Below are 16,296 nucleotides of genomic sequence, written 5' to 3'. Positions count from 1 at the left end.
ATATGGAGGTTTTGGCGCAAAATTGCACGAGATCAGAGAGTCGGAATGACAAGCGCCACACTTTTTAGTTGTGCGCGTAACGGAAAGTACGCCCTGACGTGTTGAAAAATGCGAGAAACGTCAGCGCGATAAACTTCAAGAAAAATGATTGTCGCGACATTTGGTGCGTAAACCGCCATGGCATTTGCGTAATCGCCATTTCTGACTATTATTTTTCATTTATAAAAATATCCACGCTGAGTGAGTCGCATGCAAAAAATAATAATGATCGCCGCCGTCTTTGCCGCCGGATTTATCGCTGGCATGCAATTCAATTCTTCATCGGAACCGGCGCCCGTTAACGAATCCGTAGCGATCAATGCCGATATTCAACAATTACAGGATCAGATTGCTGCGCTCACCCGCTATGTGGAGCAACTGGAGTCTCGCCCGCTGTTGGCACACGAACCACCATCACCCGGAATAACACAACCGCTGCCGGTACCACAAGAACCGACGGCCGATGCCACCGCAGATGAACTCGCACGCTTGCGGGAATATCAACTCAATACGGAAATTGAAAAGCATCAGGCCCGCCTGCAAACCCTCGGCGCGGACGCGCGCAATGTCGGGCCAACACTGGAACAGCAATTTGCTGCGGAGGCGATAGATGCCGTTTGGGCGAACGACAAAAAAGTGAATCTGGATGCGGCCATAGAACAGGATAACAACCTGCGGGTATTACCGAGTCTGTCGAGCGAATGCCGTTCACAACAATGTCGCTTGTCCGTGCTTACCACCGATGCGGACCAGCTTGCCAGCCTCAATGCATCGCTCAATAACATCGTCACGCAGCAACAATTATTTGATTCTTACACAGTGGTTGTGGATGAAGAAAATTACCGCACGCAGATTTATTTTGAGCGCGCGGCGGCAACCCACTGAGTAAACCGGTTTTGGGGTAATCCCAAAGAATATCTGTTGATCTACAGAGTCGTGAATACAAAACGATTTTTGTACCTGACTGAGCGGCCACTCTTCAACAGAGACTATCGACGCTAGAGAGCTTCGGCTCTCCTTATCAATCAAAGGAAATCAAGATGAACAAAAACGTCAAATTGAGTCTGAAAGGTCTTGTTGCTGGTTTGTTGGCCATGAGTGCCGTCGCGCAGGCGGGATCAGAAACTTATCAGTATCCCTGGTGGGGCAACCCCTATGCTTACACCAGCGTCCGTGATTGCACCTGGACGTTCATTACCTCTTACGGTGGCAGCTGGGGCTCGCAATTCCTGTATGAGTCAGTCGGTGCCTGTCCCTGGACGAACATGCAGGTTAATCATCCGGCAGGCGCTAGCTACGCGAATGTTGTGCTGATCAATTAATCGATTTTTTAACGCGGTGTCCCGTTCACGTTGGATAAACGTGAACGGGATTTTTATTGACGGCTTATCAGTTAATGCGAATCGGGATATAGGTGGCGTTGTTGCTGGAGACAGTCTCCCCGAGCGCATCGTCGTAATCAATGACCGCACCGATCCAGTAATCGTTACCGGAAACCAAATCACCGGGAATCACCAGAGTCCGTTTGAAGGTGTAGGGTTGATTACGCCCCAGCGTAAGGGTACCCGTGCCGATCTGACGGTCCAGCGTGGTGATGGTGCTGTTGCTGGAGATGTAATACGCGATTTTGACTTCCTGATAACTTTTCCCGTTATTCTCTGCGGTCAATTCCAGTTTCACTGTCTGATTTTTATTGGCGCGATAACGCCGCTCACCCTCATCGATAAATGAATTCAGCACTGCATCAGACGCATTGTACAAACGGGTCGGTTGATGCGTACTGTACTCACCGCTGGTTCCCTGATATTTAAAATTGGTCAGCGATACATCTTCCATCGTTCCGGTGGTCGCGCCGTATAAATGCACTGCACCGTCCGCGGCATCTTCACCCAAATAGGAACGCGCGGTATTGCCATTCACGTGGATATGATCCCAATCCTGGCCCATGATGTTGTACCAGCGGTTTTCGTGTTTCAGGCCCAGCGCATGACCGAACTCATGGATTGCTGTGGTCTGGAATGGACGCGCCGGACCACCGAAAGGCCAGAGGCTGGTTTTGGCCATTGAGGTGGTGTAGTTGGTCGCCACATTGAAAACCACGTCCACTTCATCAATGCCGTAGTGCCAGCCGAACAACCAGTAGCAATGCCTCCAGCTCAGGGCAATTGCCGGCGCACCGTCCAGAATATCCGGATTATCGCTGAACCAGACTTCATTCTGATTATTATTACGACCTACTGACGAATCACCGAGTACCAACGAGAAATTAAACTTGCTGGGATTATCGTTAACCCGGGCGATGGTGGTTTGCAGCGAACTGGTAAACGACGAGCCAGGGGCAAAACTGACATTGCTCGCGCGCATGGTTACGGTGTTGCTGCCCCATTTGATTTTATTGCCATTGCAGGTGCGCCATTGCGCGGCATTCACCTGGGCGGCAATCAGAGTGATAAATAGTGCGGTGATGGTTAAAAAAATTCTGTTCATTTTATGCTTCCTTGTCCAAGACGATGACTATGTTGCGATGATTATCTGATAACGGGATTGCCGTTATTTTTCTCAACCATCTCCTCTTCCCAGCGATCAAAATCACTGGCATCCGGCGTACGGGTGGAGGTAAATTCAAGGTCCCTTGGGGTAGTCGGTTTCAATACCGGGACTTTGATGGCGTCTTTGATATTGGCAGAGATAAAACGAACAGAACCGTCCTGCAATGCGGGGAAACCTTGCGCCAGGTCTTTCAGGTCGGCAATAAATTGCTCCGCTTTTACGGCGTTGGCAGGCACCGGGTCGGGCTGTGGTTCAGACGAATCAAGACGCGGTGCGGATAGGCCGCGACCATACTCTATCGCTTCCCCGGTAGCAGGATTAATTACCGCTGACGAGACGCGCAGCTCCTTTTCACTCGTCGCCACAATGGCCAAATCATCTTCCGTGGTCAGCACCCCATCGCGAATGCGAAACCGACCTTTGCTGCACTCCACCAGTGGGCAAAAGCTGGTGTTATTTTTGCGCACAAATAACACATCCGTTTCACCTACACGAAAGTCCGGTGACTCCGAAACGTCCAGGTAACGAATCACGTCACCCTTCTGCTGGCGGCCACCCATAAAGCGCAGCGTAATCTGTTTGTCGTCCGGACGGCCGGCAATCACATCGCTTAATGCGTAGGTCACAAAGGTATGCGGCGTGCCGTCTTCGGCGTCCTTGTATTGAATATCAACCACCTTGCCGGCAACGACCAATTCGGCTTGCTGCATCAATTCGCGCGGCTCGATTTTGGTCCTGGTGTCGTCAGCGATGGCAGAGAAAGAATAGAACGGGGCTTGAAGGGTGAGTGCGGCCAGCACACCCACCCATAGAGGGGATTTTTTCATAACAACATTCCTTTTGAGTTAAACATTCCTTTCGGGTTATTTCTTTCGGACTATTCCTTGCGGATTAGCTTCGTCGACATTGCGCGTCAACGATGATTACTTTATGCCCTTGGTTTTTGGGCCACCAGTGATAATCGGCTGAATATGTTGTGCGACTTTGACCAGAGTAATCAGCTACCGTCATGGTTTGCACGACAACTGGCAGATAAATTATTTTTGGCTGTTTTTCCGGCGGTTTTCAGCCGCTTCATGATTCTTTAGAAAGCTTCATCTCAGCTTGGCTTTCGTTGCATTGGTCGGCGGCCCAGGCATTGCGCGGGTTGTCTGCCACACGCCCGTGGAAACCCTTCTGCTGGCGCACAAAGCACGATGGTTACCCGCGCCTCCTTTCCCTAAGCTTGCCCACTGATAGCTATCAATAACTCTTTTCCCGACGCACCAGCGTTCGCAAAACGCCTGGTAACCCGGAGCCAATCCTATGTATTTCAAGCTAAGCCTTTTGCAGAGAGGAACTCACGATGAAGAAAAACGGCGTGTTATTGATGCTGCTGCTCACCTTGTGCGCTGCACTCAGTTCAATGGTGTTTGCAGATCCCGGCGGTCTGAAAACCCAATGGCGTTTCCAGACAGAAGGCGCGCTTCGCGCGGATGCCGTGGTCACGGATAACACCGTGTATGTCGCCAGCACCGACGGTCGCCTCTATGCGCTGAGCAAACAGGACGGCAAATGCCTGTGGGCGTTTGAAACGGGCGGCGCACTGGCCGGGGAACCCGCCGTTGCCGGCAATATGGTGATCGTGGCCAGCCGGGACAACCGTGTATATGCCGTTAACCGTCGCACCGGGCGGCTGAGATGGAGCTTCTCCATGCAACCGGACCAGCTGACAACCAAAGCAGACTGGAAATATTTTACGGCGGCACCGGTGGTCGCCCAGGGCAGGGTGTATATCGGTTCCGGGGATGGCACCCTGTATGTGTTGGATCAGCGCACCGGCCGTTTGCAATGGAAGTTTCGCACCCCGGCGGAAATTCGCGCCGCCGCCCTGGTACACCAAGGCAAGGTGTATCAACCAAGCAATGACGGCGTGGTTTACGTGTTGGACGCGGCCAACGGCGCTTTGCAATGGACCTTTGAAACCGACGGCCACGCACTGAATCCGGACGACTACGGTTACGACCGCAAATCCATCTATGCACCGCCACTCATGGTGGGCAATACCCTGGTGATCGCTTCACGGGATGGTCATGTCTATGCCGTGGATGTGACCACACGATCCGTCAAATGGAAGCTAACCTTTGGCTCAGCGTGGGCCATGACCACCGCCGTTGACGACAACACCGTCTATGTCGGCTGGTCATCCAACAATTTATTCAGCGCGATTGATCTGGCCAGTGGCGAAGCCAAGTGGCAGTTCCATACCGGCTCGTATAATTACACCACCGCCTTGATCAACAACCAGTCTGTTTATTTTGGCTCGGCCGACGGCCAGCTGTATCAACTCGACAAAGCCAGCGGCGCTGAAATCCGGCGGTACGCCATTGGCCAGGAAATTTATTCCTCGCCGGTGTACGACGAGGACACCCGGACTATCTTTTTGGGGAATGACGACGGCAACCTCTACGCCCTGGTTGAAGGCGAGGCCGCGCATAAAGCCATTTACCACCCCACCGGCATCACCGACCTGACGCAATACCTGGTGGTTGATCCCAAGGTCACACCCTACCTGACTGAGCGCGGCTACGAGCGGCTGGAATCAGCCGCCCAGCTGGAGCAATTTATCCAGGCGCGCCTGGGCGACGGCGCCCCCAGTGTGATTGTATTTGCGTTGCCGATCATTCCCGCGCCGGTCATGGGCAACGAGCCATCCAAAGGGTTGATGCGCCAATACCTGGAGGCGGGCGGCAAAGTACTCTGGTTCAGCGATCCACCCAACTACTACTCGATGAACGAGACGGGCAATGATTTTGACCGCGACCCCGAACCCGGCATGAGCTTGTTGAATGTAACCTTCACCGATGTCACCGAATCGGGGAACTACTACAGCAAAGCCACCCAGGAAGGTAAAAACTGGGGCTTGCCGCACTGGCTGAAGGCCACCAGCACACCGGTTCTCACCCGCGGGAAAGGCCACGGCAACCAGCAGAACATTGTGCCTTTGGCCCACGATGAATTTGGCCGCGCGGCCATTTGGGTAAAGCAATTCCGTGATGAACCCGGCTCGGGATACGTTTCCATGCGCACCTGGGGCTGGAATGTGCCCATCAGGGAACAAGACCTGCAGCTCATCGATACGGTGGCCCGGTATGGGCTTGAATAAGCGCAATTAAATCCCGGGGCGGGAGAGGGACCTCCTGCCCAGATTCCGCCGCAACCATTCCGCCGCTCGGATAAACCTTCACATCTCCACAAATATTTGCATTACGACACGTCCTCCTGCTAAAAGCCTGTCCGACGATGACCTCTACTGACGTGCAAGAACCTATGCAAAACCTAACGCTTCAGATCGGGAACTGGCGGCTGGACCCCCATGCCAATCTCGTCGCTGACGAACACCATTCAACCCAACTGGAACACAAACAAGTGCAGCTGTTGCTGTATCTGATTGCCCACAGCGGCAGTACCGTTTCAAAACAAACCCTGCTGGCTGAAATCTGGAACGGGCGCGTAGTGGTCGATGACGTTGTGGCTGTGGCCATCAGTCGCCTGCGCAAGGCGTTTAATGATTCCGCACGCGCACCGCAATACATCAAAACCATTCCCGGTATTGGCTACCAGTTTATTCACCCGGTTTCAGCAGCCACCATGACATTGGCCGAACAGCACTACCGGGGCACGCTCGACTATGCCGCCGCCACCGATGAGCGCGCCCCGTTAGCAACGAAAGAAAAATTACCGATAATGGGTTGGCGCAAAGCGACAGGGATTTTTGTTGCGATAAGCATCGCTATTCTGCTTGTGGCAAATGCCTATCGCGCTACGCAGCACACTGCTGCCGCGCAGCCGGAACCTGTCAGCAGCACATCAAACACATTATTTTCCAAAGATCTGGTGGAAACCTATCAGCACGCACGGGAATTGCGCAATTCCTTTGCGCCAGAGAATACGCGGCAGGCGATTAACTTGTTGCAGGGCATCATCCGCAACGAGCCGCAATTTGCCGATGCCTACGTTCAGCTCGCCCTTGCAAAAAGCGACCTGCTGTTCCAACAGCCGTTGATCAAATACAACGCCTCCGAAGAATTAAAAGCGTTGATCGAAAAAGCGTTGCGTATCAACCCGGAGTCGTCCTTTGCCCATGAAACTCTGGGCATGATCCTGTTCTTTGTGGATTGGGATTACCAAGCCGCGCGCTACCATCTGGAAAAAGCCCTGGCGCTGGATCCGGATAATGCGGAAGCCCACCACACCTATGGATTATATTTACTTGCCCAGGGAGAGTTTGAAGAATCCTATCGGCACGTTCAGCTCGCGCGGCAATTGAATCCGCTCAATTATTCCATCGCAACCGTCGCCTGGATTTATGCCATGCAGGGCCGCTACGAAGAATCCTGGAAGGAAACCGAAAAACTCCTGACCTTCCGCCCGGACGACTTGCAATACCACCGCTCAGCGCTGCGCTTATTTGAAGCCGCAGGTGATGAACAAAAAGCCTACATCCACCTGCGAAAAATTCTGGCACTCGCGGAATACCAAACGGAGGTGCTGGAAAACCTGGACCGCATTTTTGCCGGGAAGCAATTATCAGGTGTGTACCGCTGGCTCGCTTACGAACACCCGGAAGAACGGGACATAGGTTTTTATTTACCGCCCTTATCCTATGCCCGCTTTGCGATAGCAGCCGGAGAGTACGACGATGCCTTCACCTGGCTGAACCAGGCGTACGAACAACGCCAGGGTTATCTGGTCTGGCTGGCGGTGGACCCTAAATATAAACCGCTGCACCAGGATCCGCGGTGGGGTGAGCTTTTGGAAAAAGTGGGGTTGCGGGTTCAATATCATTAATATTTGACGCAACCGGATTCATCAACGCACTCAGAGCATCTTCATATATTCAATCAGTTGCCTTTTCTCGTCATCCGAAAGGTCTGTTCCCGCCTCGTGGCCGCGGTTGGAGTTGCCAGCCTGGATTGCACCAGCGGGAGTCAATACCTGGAACTCATTGAGGCCTTCCGTGGTGACGAAACCAACATTGACAGGGTCAAATTTTCGGCTTCCAACCCAAAAGCTAGCGACCCGATTTTCAGGTTTCTGTAGCAGTTCCCACAAGTTAGGTACAGAGCCGTTGTGTAAATAGGGTGCCGTCGCCCAGATGCCATTGAGAGGACGCGCTTTATACACCAGCCCTTGCAAATCTTTCTCTATGAATTGCTCTGTCCCATCTTTCGGAGGCGGGGCATTGTCAGCCGCAATCGCTTCGCGCTCAGCCAGATGTTGTTGTACATAACTTTTAATCGTCTCGGCGTTGGAACCACCAGATAAATGTTTTTCTTTGTCCTCCATCGGAATAAGCCCCGCTTTCAGTGCCGTTAGCGGATCATGCAATACCAGGCCGACAACACCATTTACCGGAATCTTGATGGCAGGCGCCTCCGCACCAAAGGGGGAGCCGAAGAGAACGCCTTCTTTGCTACCTTCCAGGATAAGGGTTTTTGCCATGTGATTGTCCGCATACCAGGCCATATCCGGGTCGGTCCCAATCTCGCGTACCGGTGTTTTTACCGCCGTATACTTTTCTCCTTCTCTTGCGCGGGGGATTACCTGGTGACATTGCTGGCAATGCGTGTTGAACAGCACCTCACCTTTCGCTGCCTGAGCCATATTGATGGGAGGCAAAGGCGTATCCAGCCATTGCGGTGAGCGCAAGTCTTTCACCCACGCCTCCAGGTGCCCCAAATTAATCATATCCACGGTTGAACGGTAGCGGAAATCGTGGCCAAACAAACGTTGCCACCACGGCGCCTTTTTAATTTGCAGATGGCCAAAGACGCCCACAACTTCACCGATATTTCGCACCAGGGGTCCGACCACCGGCGTATTGGGCGCTGAAGCGTTCCACTGCACCACATCGGATTGATGCGTACCCCACAAGAAGGGATAGGAAACCGGTGCGATAGGTGCATTGCGATTGGTCACATCGTCGAGAGCGAATGCGGTTCCCGCGTTTTGAATATTCGTAAATGCATCCAGCCGCGCGTAGCTGGTGAAATCCTGCGGATAGTTGGTGGGAAGGCGATTAACATTTTCCCGTTCCGATAACGCGAAACTGATTTCACCCAATTGTTTGCGCAGTGCCTTGGCTTTGCTTTGACTGTAATCATCTTGCAGAACATTGCGCGCAAACCGGTCGAATTTTGCATCGTCCTCGTAGGTTTGGTTGAGTGCACCTACCAATTCGCTGAAGAAACCCACGAAATTAGCGAGCGTCGGTGCGCCGTCAACCAGAATTTTTTTATCACCATAATCAATCTGGTTAGTGTGGCACGCGGCGCAATTCAAACCCATCCACGCCGTTCGGGAATCTTTATCGACTTCCTTGGTAAATCCTATCGGTAACCCTCCCGGATTTGCGGAAGATTCCGCCATAGGAAGATAACGAAGAGATTCCATATGCTCAGCGGAACGAAACAGGGTTTGCTTATCTTTTTGTTCGAGCCAGACAAACCATGTATAGGGAAGAATGCGCGCGCCTTGCGGAGTAAACCAAAAGTCCATTCGGGTTTTATCGTCCCAGTTCTGATCAAGCATCATCCGCTGAGGCGCATCACCGACGTCGGATATGATGGCGAGCTGGCTTGGGCTGCTGGTGATCGCTTTCTCTGCCCAGAACGAGCTACATCCAACCAGCGCTGTGGCACCGGCCAGAATTCCAGCAACAATCGGTTTTGTTTTCATGATGGCATTCCTTCGTAATGAACGGCTTATGTTGGTGAGAGTAAAAATGACGAGGCTGTTATGAGTGGGGCTTTATATGCCAAAGCATCCACACTATTGCTTACTGAGAGAATAGTTTTTAATACCGTCAGGTGTTATTACAGGTTATTACAGGTCTGTATCTGTGAGTCGTTTGAGGATTTTTTGGAATATAGCGTGCCATTAGCACGTTGCGGAAAAATACGGAGATTATAAAAAGGGCCCCCATATCGGAGCCCTAAAAATGAATGAGATCTAACTTGGCAAAAATAATTTATATAACGCTTGATATGGATTGTTATCCGTTCTTCTATAATGCTTTGTTTCTCAAGAAGCCTTCCTCATTCCACCGTCACACTCTTCGCCAAATTCCGCGGCTGATCCACATCCGTTCCCTTGATAATCGCCACGTAATAACTCAGCAACTGCAAGGGCAGGGTGTAGAGAATCGGCGCGAGCCAGGGGTGGGCGTGGGGAACGTTAATCACGCGCATGGTTTCGTCGGATTCGAAGTGTGCATCCACATCGGCGAACACGTATAAGATACCGCCGCGCGCGCGAACTTCTTCGACGTTGGATTTTAATTTTTCCAACAAGTCATTATTGGGCGCGACGACGATGATGGGCATCTGCGCGTCGATCAATGCGAGCGGGCCGTGTTTTAATTCGCCAGCGGCGTAGGCTTCGGCGTGGATGTAGGAAATTTCTTTTAGCTTTAACGCGCCTTCCATTGCGATGGGGTATTGATCGCCGCGACCTAAAAATAATGCGTGGTGTTTATCCGCAAACTCTTCGGCGAGGGCTTCAATGCGATTGGCCAACGCGAGGGATTCTTCGAGTTTGGCTGGCAGGCTTTTTAATGCGGCAACCATGTCGGCTTGTTGTTCGGCGGTTAAACCATTGTATTTACCCACAGCTAACACCAGCATCGCCAAACCGACCAATTGCGTGGTAAACGCTTTCGTCGACGCTACGCCGATTTCGGCTCCGGCGCGTGTCATAAACGCGAGGTCGGATTCGCGCACCAGCGACGAGCCGGCAACGTTACAAATCGTCAGGCTGCCAAGGTAGCCCAATTCTTTTGCCAGGCGCAAGGCCGCGAGCGTGTCAGCGGTTTCGCCGGATTGGCTAATGGTGACGATCAAACTGTTGGGTTGCACAAACGATTTGCGGTAGCGAAATTCGCTGGCGATCTCGACGTTGCAGGAAATGCCTGCAAGGGATTCCAGCCAATAGCGCGCAACCATCGCTGAGTGATAACTGGTGCCGCAAGCAACGATCTGGATGTGTTTTACTTTTTTGAACAATTCCGCCGCGCCGTTACCAAAGGTTTCGTCGAGCACGCTGGCGTTGCTTAAGCGACCTTCGAGCGTGTTCATCACCGCTTGCGGTTGTTCGTGAATTTCTTTCAGCATGAAGTGGCGATATTGGCCTTTATCGCCCGCGTCGTAACTGGCCGTCGATTCGTGGGCCTGGCGCTCAACGGGATTACCGTCTTTGTCAAAGATGCTGATGGTGTGGCGGGTGATTTCTGCAACGTCGCCTTCTTCAAGAAAAATAAACCGGCGGGTGACCGGCAATAATGCCAGTTGATCGGATGCGATAAAGTTTTCACCAATGCCCAGACCAATAACCAAGGGGCTGCCGGAACGTGCGACAACTAAACGCGAACTGTCGCTGCGGTCCATCAGGACCGTGCCATAGGCGCCGTCCAATTGTTTAACCGTGCGCTGTACAGCCTCGAGTAAAGAACTGGCGGTTTTTAATTCGCGGTGCACCAGGTGCGCGATAACTTCGGTATCGGTATCGGAATTGAATTTGTAACCCTGCGCTTGCAATTCGCTGCGCAGGCGCGCGTGATTTTCGATGATGCCGTTGTGCACCACCGCGATGTTATCCGGTGAAACGTGCGGGTGGGCATTGCGCTCGCTCGGCTCGCCGTGGGTGGCCCAGCGCGTATGCGCGATACCGGTGCCGCCGGGCGTCGGGCTGGCGGCTACCGCATCGGCCAATTCTTTCACCTTGCCGAGGCGGCGCAGGCGTTGCAGTTCGCCGTTGTTGTTGATCACCGCTACACCGGCTGAGTCATAGCCGCGATATTCGAGGCGACGTAATCCTTCTACCAGAATATCCACCACATCCCTTTGCGCTACCGCGCCGACAATTCCACACATGTTGTTCTCCAATGATGTTTGTTGCTGTTCAGTTGTTGGTTCTCTCCTGCGTGGGAGAGCCGGTGCTGTGCCGGATTTTTTGGCTCGTGCGTCTGGTGACGCTGTTTTTTGTTGTTTGGTTTTGTCGGATTACGCTGCGCTAATCCGACCTACGGGGTGCAAATGACTTGTACGCCGTGTTGTTCAATGTGTGTTTTTGCCGCGGGGCTGATGCCGTCGTCGGTGACGAGCACGCTGACCGCTGACCAGGGTAATTCCAGGTTGTGAATCTTGCGGCCGATCTTGTCGGATTCGGCCATGACGATCACCTCGCGCGCGACCTCGGCCATCACGCGGCTGAGGCTGTAGAGTTCGTTGAAGGTGGTGGTGCCGCGCTCCAGATCCAGTCCGTCAGCGCCGATAAAGAATTGATCGAAGTTGTAGGAACGCAGGATCTGCTCCGCCAGCTGACCCTGAAAACCTTCGGATTTTGGGTCCCAGGTACCGCCGGTCATCAGGATCGTGGGTTCGTTTTCCAGCTCGCGCAGGGCGTTGGCGACACTGAGGGAGTTGGTCATCACCACCAGGCCTTGCTTGTGGGACAACTCCGGCAGCAGGGCGGCGGTCGTTGTGCTGCCGCTGTCGAGGATGATGCGGTTGTGATCACGGATGAGTTCAGCGGCGGCTTTGGCTAACGACTGCTTACGAACCGAAACTTTTTCGATAGATGGGTCGGCAATAAGCTCTTGCGGGACCGGAACCGCACCGCCATACCGGCGTAGAAGTAAGCCATTACTTTCAAGGGCCGACAGGTCTTTACGGATAGTAACTTCAGACGTCTCAAAGCGCGCTGCCAGCGCTTCAACGCTGACTTCACCTTCGCTGTTGAGCAGATCAATGATGGCGCGGCGGCGCTGCTGGGTATTACGTTTGGTCATTTTCGCGGGCGGCTCCATGCCGTAAGTTTCGAAACGAAAGGCATTCTACGCCTTCGAAACTTTTATGCAAGCGCGTAATGCGGGGCAGCGCCGCTCCTGTAGGTCGGCTTAGCGCAGCGTAAGCCGACGCGATCTCGCTAAAGAAGGACATTGTCGGATTACGCCTTCGGCTAATTCGACCTACTGAGAAGGGCTGTCGGCTTACGCTGCGCTAATCCGACCTACATGGAAGAAAGAGGCCCGGTTGAACCGGGCCTTGGGAGTTATTGCACGAACTTGGAGAGCAGGCGGATGTAGGCGACTTGGTAGTCGTTGTGGTTTTCGGTGATCTGCCAGGAGTTGAGTGGCCAACTGGTGTTGAAGTCGAGGTAGGACTTCATTGGCGGTTGGCCTCTGGGCGGCGTTGGTGCGGCGGCGCCACAACCGGGGTTGGGATTAGGGGAGGTGCAGTTGCCGTCCCAATCGTAACTCGGGTTCGGCCCGCCGACCAGGAAGCCGGGCGCCGGGCCATACTCTGACTCACCAACCCTGTCCCATAAATCGCTGCCGTCGGCGAACCAGGAATGGTAGAACTCATTTACCGAACTGTGCGCGCCGACGCTGCCCATGTTGGAGAGGTAAGCCATGGCCTGGGGATTTACGCCGTGGATGTAGTTGATATAACCCAGCGCCGCGTTACGCACTTCTGTTTCGTCCACCTCACCGAGGTCAAAGCTCAGCAAGTTATAAAAGGTAGTGCCTTTGCGGGACATGGTGCGGTTGCTGCCCCAAGTGAAATTGCTATCGCCGAGGAACGCGCGATAAGCGTCAACATTGTTGCGCACAGCGCTCCAGTTTTCGCCAGTATTCATGGCAGCGGCGTAGTTGGTTTTGATGTTGTTGGCGACGGTTGCCGTCGCGTCAGGCAGCGAGGCGTAATACAGAAAGTTTGTTAATTGCGGTTCGTTCCAGGGAGATACCCAGTCGATAGGCGCAGCGTTGTATTGTGTGTCGACAAAATCGCGGTAACTGGTGTTGCCAGTAGCGGCAAACAGGTAAATAGCAGCAGCAAGTTTTTTGGCGGCGCGACCGGCGTCATCGACTTCCTGCTGGCCGGCGGCCAGCCCAAGCGAGCCACTTTCAGATGCGTTGTTGTAGAAGGTTACGTTGGGATTGGCGTTAGCCCAGTTCCAGGCTTCTTCTGCACGATTGCCAAGATCTTCCGCATAAGTGTTCAGCGATGCAATTCCCAGTGACGCGAGAACTTTGCTTCCCATCGCAAACGCTGACGCACTGGTGAGAGTTGCAGAGGTACTTGCCGGACCGTACAAACTTGGGCCTGTCGCACTGGAAGGCGGGCTAGCATGAGATAAGCCCATTACTGACAACACAGAACCGTTGTCTTCTTGCATCTTGATCAGCCAATCAAAACCCCATTTAATTTCATCAATTAAATCTGGGATACCATTACCGGACTCGGGAATATTAAAGTCGTCGGTCCAGACCGCCGGGTTTTCCAGGTAGGTGTGCAGCAGCACGATCAAGTAGTCAGCATGCCAGTTGGTGTACTTGTTGTAATCACCAGCGTCATACCAACCGCCCGATAAATCCCGTTCTGTTGCAGCATTGCCGGTATCGTTGTACAAGCGCGCATTTTTATCCTGGCCAGCACCGATATGACTGGCCGCATCAGTCCATCCAGCTTCAGCATAAGGTTCCTGTTTGGGCGTGCCTGCGCGCTGATAAAAGAAAGTACGCACAGCGTGCTTCAACACAGGTTTATAAACGCCCGCGTTAATTTTGAAAGCGGGCGAACGAACATTGTTTTCCACGTCGACAACAACATAGTTGCCTTGCGCGGTAACCGAGCTGAAATTAAACCACCAGACTTTATCGCCCGAAGCCGTATGCGTCGCGCCACCATTCCAGGTTTGCACCGTGCCACTGTGTACAACTTCGCCTGTGTCGGTATTTATTAATCGGTAGGTCGCACCGGGAGTAAAACTTTCTGCGGCGTCATAGCCGGTGTGTGGGTCGCGCACAACAGCAATTTTTTCTGCTGTAGGTAGATAGCCGAATTGATCCACAACGATAAATGAACTCACAGTGGTCGGGATAGCAACAGAGGAAGAAGAGTTTTGTGAACTGGACGCCTCGCTCGAATTCGCCACACTGCTACTGGAACTGGAGGGCGTAGGCGTTGGATCGGGCGAGTTCCCGCCGCCGCCGCAGGCGGATATCAATCCGCTGATAAGCATGAGCAATGCAACTCTGGAGATGTTCATAAACCGGGCCTCGTTATTATTGTTAAATGGAGAGCCCCGATGATATCGGTTTCATAGCTGACTACCAGCTGTTTGATCACATTATTGTGGTTTTTTTACTGCCGGGGCACTGTTATCGGCCCCGGCATTTTTATGCATGAAAAATCACACAGGTCGCAGCGTTACATCCGGGCTTTCAGGCTCCATCGATCAGGATTTTTTCTTCGGTCGCTCCCAGCCCTGAATATTGCGTTGCTTGCCGCGCGCGATAGCCAGTTCCTCGTCCGCAACATCTTTGGTAATAATTGAGCCCGCGCCGATGGTAGCATTGGCACCAACCTTGACCGGCGCAACCAGCGCCGAGTTGGAGCCGATAAAGGCGTTGTCCCCAATCTCGGTTTTGAATTTGTTCACGCCGTCGTAATTACAGGTGATGGTGCCCGCGCCGATGTTGGCTTTTTTGCCGATGGTCGTATCCCCGATATAACTCAGGTGATTCACTTTGCTGCCTTCACCGATGACGGCTTTCTTGATTTCAACAAAATTGCCGATCTTGGCCCCCTGCGCCAATTGCGTGCCGGGACGCAAACGGGCAAAAGGTCCGACATCGCAATCGCCCGCAATGGCTGCATCTTCAATATGGCTGTTGGCTTTGATGTGGGTGTTATTGCCGATGCGGCTGTTGATGATCACGCAGTTGGGTTCGATGGTAACGCCGTCGCCGAGTACGACATCTCCTTCAAACACACAGTTGATGTCGATCACCACATCGCGGCCGACAGTAATAGTGCCGCGGCAATCAAAGCGCGCCGGGTCCAACAAGGTTGCGCCGGCGACCATCAGTTCGTTGGCTTTTTGTTTTTGATAGAAACGCTCCAGTGCCGCCTGTTGCTGGCGATTGTTGATGCCTTCCACTTCTTCGATGGCGTTGGGTTGTTCTACCTGAATCGCCACACCGTTTTGGCGAGCAAGAGCGATGATATCGGTCAGGTAATATTCGCCTTGTGCATTGTTATTGGTCAGTTGCGGCAACCATTGTTGGAGATGCTTTGCCTTCACCGCCATGATGCCGGTGTTGATTTCCTTGACCTGGCGTTGCTCGTCCGTCGCATCTTTGTGTTCAACGATGGCAGTCACCGCGCCGCCCGCGTCGCGCAGGATACGTCCGTAACCGGTGGGATCGGGGAGGTTAACAGTGAGCAGTCCCATCTGTTGATCATTTACGTGGGCGATCAGTTTTTGCAGGGTTTCGGCGCGCGTTAGCGGCACATCACCGTACAGTATCAGCACGGTTGCATCGTCGCGCAGTTGCGGTAATGCCTGTTGTACGGCGTGGCCCGTGCCCAGTTGTCGGGCTTGCAGAATAAAGCGCACATCCGGCGCGGCCATTTTCTCTTCGACCTTTTCTGCGCCGTGGCCAATGATAATAAAGATGCGTTCGCTCCCCACCTGGCGCGCCGTATCCACCACATGCTGCACCAGGGCTTTGCCGCCCACGGGATGCAGAACCTTGGGTAAGTCAGAACGCATGCGGGTGCCTTTGCCGGCGGCGAGAACAAGAATATCGAGCATGTTGATTCCCTTTCGGTGGAGGTGGATAGATAAATCGGGGCACATTCTAACGGTTTATCGTTG

General features: G+C 53.2%; 11 protein-coding genes. 4 read left to right on the top strand and 7 right to left on the bottom strand.

What is annotated here, in order from left to right; all coding sequences use genetic code 11:
- Positions 1 to 249 precede the first annotated feature (249 nt).
- On the top strand, positions 250 to 924 hold the full coding sequence (locus ACSV5M_RS01555; RefSeq protein ID WP_439173690.1) for a hypothetical protein: 675 nt from the start codon (positions 250 to 252) through the stop codon (positions 922 to 924).
- 155 nt (positions 925 to 1,079) lie between these two features.
- Entirely contained in the window at positions 1,080 to 1,361 is a 282-nt protein-coding gene (locus ACSV5M_RS01550) for a hypothetical protein (protein ID WP_439173689.1), read from the top strand.
- A gap of 67 nt (positions 1,362 to 1,428) precedes the next feature.
- On the opposite strand, the gene ACSV5M_RS01545 is transcribed toward ACSV5M_RS01550, so the two are convergent.
- Positions 1,429 to 2,526, bottom strand: coding sequence for a hypothetical protein (locus tag ACSV5M_RS01545; RefSeq protein WP_439173687.1), 1,098 nt, complete (start codon positions 2,524 to 2,526; stop codon positions 1,429 to 1,431).
- Positions 2,527 to 2,567: 41 nt separating this feature from the next.
- Positions 2,568 to 3,416, bottom strand: a complete 849-nt coding sequence (locus ACSV5M_RS01540) for a hypothetical protein (RefSeq protein WP_439173686.1) — start codon at positions 3,414 to 3,416, stop codon at positions 2,568 to 2,570.
- Positions 3,417 to 3,934: 518 nt separating this feature from the next.
- Here ACSV5M_RS01540 and ACSV5M_RS01535 point away from each other — a divergent pair.
- Both ACSV5M_RS01535 and ACSV5M_RS01530 read left to right on the top strand, forming a co-directional pair.
- A complete protein-coding gene (locus ACSV5M_RS01535) occupies positions 3,935 to 5,734 on the top strand; it encodes an outer membrane protein assembly factor BamB family protein (protein WP_439173685.1) in 1,800 nt (599 codons plus the stop codon).
- A gap of 164 nt (positions 5,735 to 5,898) precedes the next feature.
- Positions 5,899 to 7,419: a winged helix-turn-helix domain-containing protein gene (locus ACSV5M_RS01530; protein ID WP_439173684.1), complete on the top strand. Its 1,521-nt coding sequence runs from the start codon at positions 5,899 to 5,901 to the stop codon at positions 7,417 to 7,419.
- A 30-nt stretch (positions 7,420 to 7,449) separates the two neighbouring features.
- Here ACSV5M_RS01530 and ACSV5M_RS01525 read toward each other — a convergent pair whose 3' ends face one another.
- The 5 genes from ACSV5M_RS01525 to glmU all read right to left on the bottom strand — a co-directional run bounded on the left by ACSV5M_RS01525 (position 7,450) and on the right by glmU (position 16,233).
- Positions 7,450 to 9,309 (bottom strand): di-heme-cytochrome C peroxidase, encoded by a 1,860-nt coding sequence (locus ACSV5M_RS01525; RefSeq protein WP_439173683.1) that lies wholly within the window; start codon positions 9,307 to 9,309, stop codon positions 7,450 to 7,452.
- Between the two features lie 359 nt (positions 9,310 to 9,668).
- Entirely contained in the window at positions 9,669 to 11,501 is a 1,833-nt protein-coding gene (gene glmS / locus ACSV5M_RS01520; RefSeq protein WP_439173681.1) for a glutamine--fructose-6-phosphate transaminase (isomerizing), read from the bottom strand.
- Between the two features lie 149 nt (positions 11,502 to 11,650).
- Positions 11,651 to 12,418, bottom strand: coding sequence for a DeoR/GlpR family DNA-binding transcription regulator (locus ACSV5M_RS01515; protein WP_439173679.1), 768 nt, complete (start codon positions 12,416 to 12,418; stop codon positions 11,651 to 11,653).
- Positions 12,419 to 12,681: 263 nt separating this feature from the next.
- Complete coding sequence (locus tag ACSV5M_RS01510; protein WP_439173678.1) at positions 12,682 to 14,682, bottom strand: glycoside hydrolase family 9 protein; 2,001 nt, start codon at positions 14,680 to 14,682, stop codon at positions 12,682 to 12,684.
- A 189-nt stretch (positions 14,683 to 14,871) separates the two neighbouring features.
- Positions 14,872 to 16,233: a bifunctional UDP-N-acetylglucosamine diphosphorylase/glucosamine-1-phosphate N-acetyltransferase GlmU gene (gene glmU, locus ACSV5M_RS01505; RefSeq protein ID WP_439173677.1), complete on the bottom strand. Its 1,362-nt coding sequence runs from the start codon at positions 16,231 to 16,233 to the stop codon at positions 14,872 to 14,874.
- Positions 16,234 to 16,296: the final 63 nt, after the last annotated feature.

Source organism: Cellvibrio sp. ARAG 10.3 (genome assembly GCF_051846955.1).
Lineage (GTDB): Bacteria > Pseudomonadota > Gammaproteobacteria > Pseudomonadales > Cellvibrionaceae > Cellvibrio.
The sequence above is the reverse complement of the archived record's forward strand: the minus strand, read 5'-3'. Positions and strand labels throughout refer to the sequence as shown.

Excerpts from the sequence above, each read along its gene's own strand:
- ACSV5M_RS01555 (WP_439173690.1), top strand. The coding sequence starts at position 250 with ATGCAAAAAATAATAATGATCGCCGCCGTCTTTGCCGCCGGATTTATC.
- ACSV5M_RS01550 (WP_439173689.1), top strand. The coding sequence starts at position 1,080 with ATGAACAAAAACGTCAAATTGAGTCTGAAAGGTCTTGTTGCTGGTTTG.
- ACSV5M_RS01545 (WP_439173687.1), bottom strand. The coding sequence starts at position 2,526 with ATGAACAGAATTTTTTTAACCATCACCGCACTATTTATCACTCTGATT.
- ACSV5M_RS01540 (WP_439173686.1), bottom strand. The coding sequence starts at position 3,416 with ATGAAAAAATCCCCTCTATGGGTGGGTGTGCTGGCCGCACTCACCCTT.
- ACSV5M_RS01535 (WP_439173685.1), top strand. The coding sequence starts at position 3,935 with ATGAAGAAAAACGGCGTGTTATTGATGCTGCTGCTCACCTTGTGCGCT.
- ACSV5M_RS01530 (WP_439173684.1), top strand. The coding sequence starts at position 5,899 with ATGCAAAACCTAACGCTTCAGATCGGGAACTGGCGGCTGGACCCCCAT.
- ACSV5M_RS01525 (WP_439173683.1), bottom strand. The coding sequence starts at position 9,309 with ATGAAAACAAAACCGATTGTTGCTGGAATTCTGGCCGGTGCCACAGCG.
- glmS (WP_439173681.1), bottom strand. The coding sequence starts at position 11,501 with ATGTGTGGAATTGTCGGCGCGGTAGCGCAAAGGGATGTGGTGGATATT.
- ACSV5M_RS01515 (WP_439173679.1), bottom strand. The coding sequence starts at position 12,418 with ATGACCAAACGTAATACCCAGCAGCGCCGCCGCGCCATCATTGATCTG.
- ACSV5M_RS01510 (WP_439173678.1), bottom strand. The coding sequence starts at position 14,682 with ATGAACATCTCCAGAGTTGCATTGCTCATGCTTATCAGCGGATTGATA.
- glmU (WP_439173677.1), bottom strand. The coding sequence starts at position 16,233 with ATGCTCGATATTCTTGTTCTCGCCGCCGGCAAAGGCACCCGCATGCGT.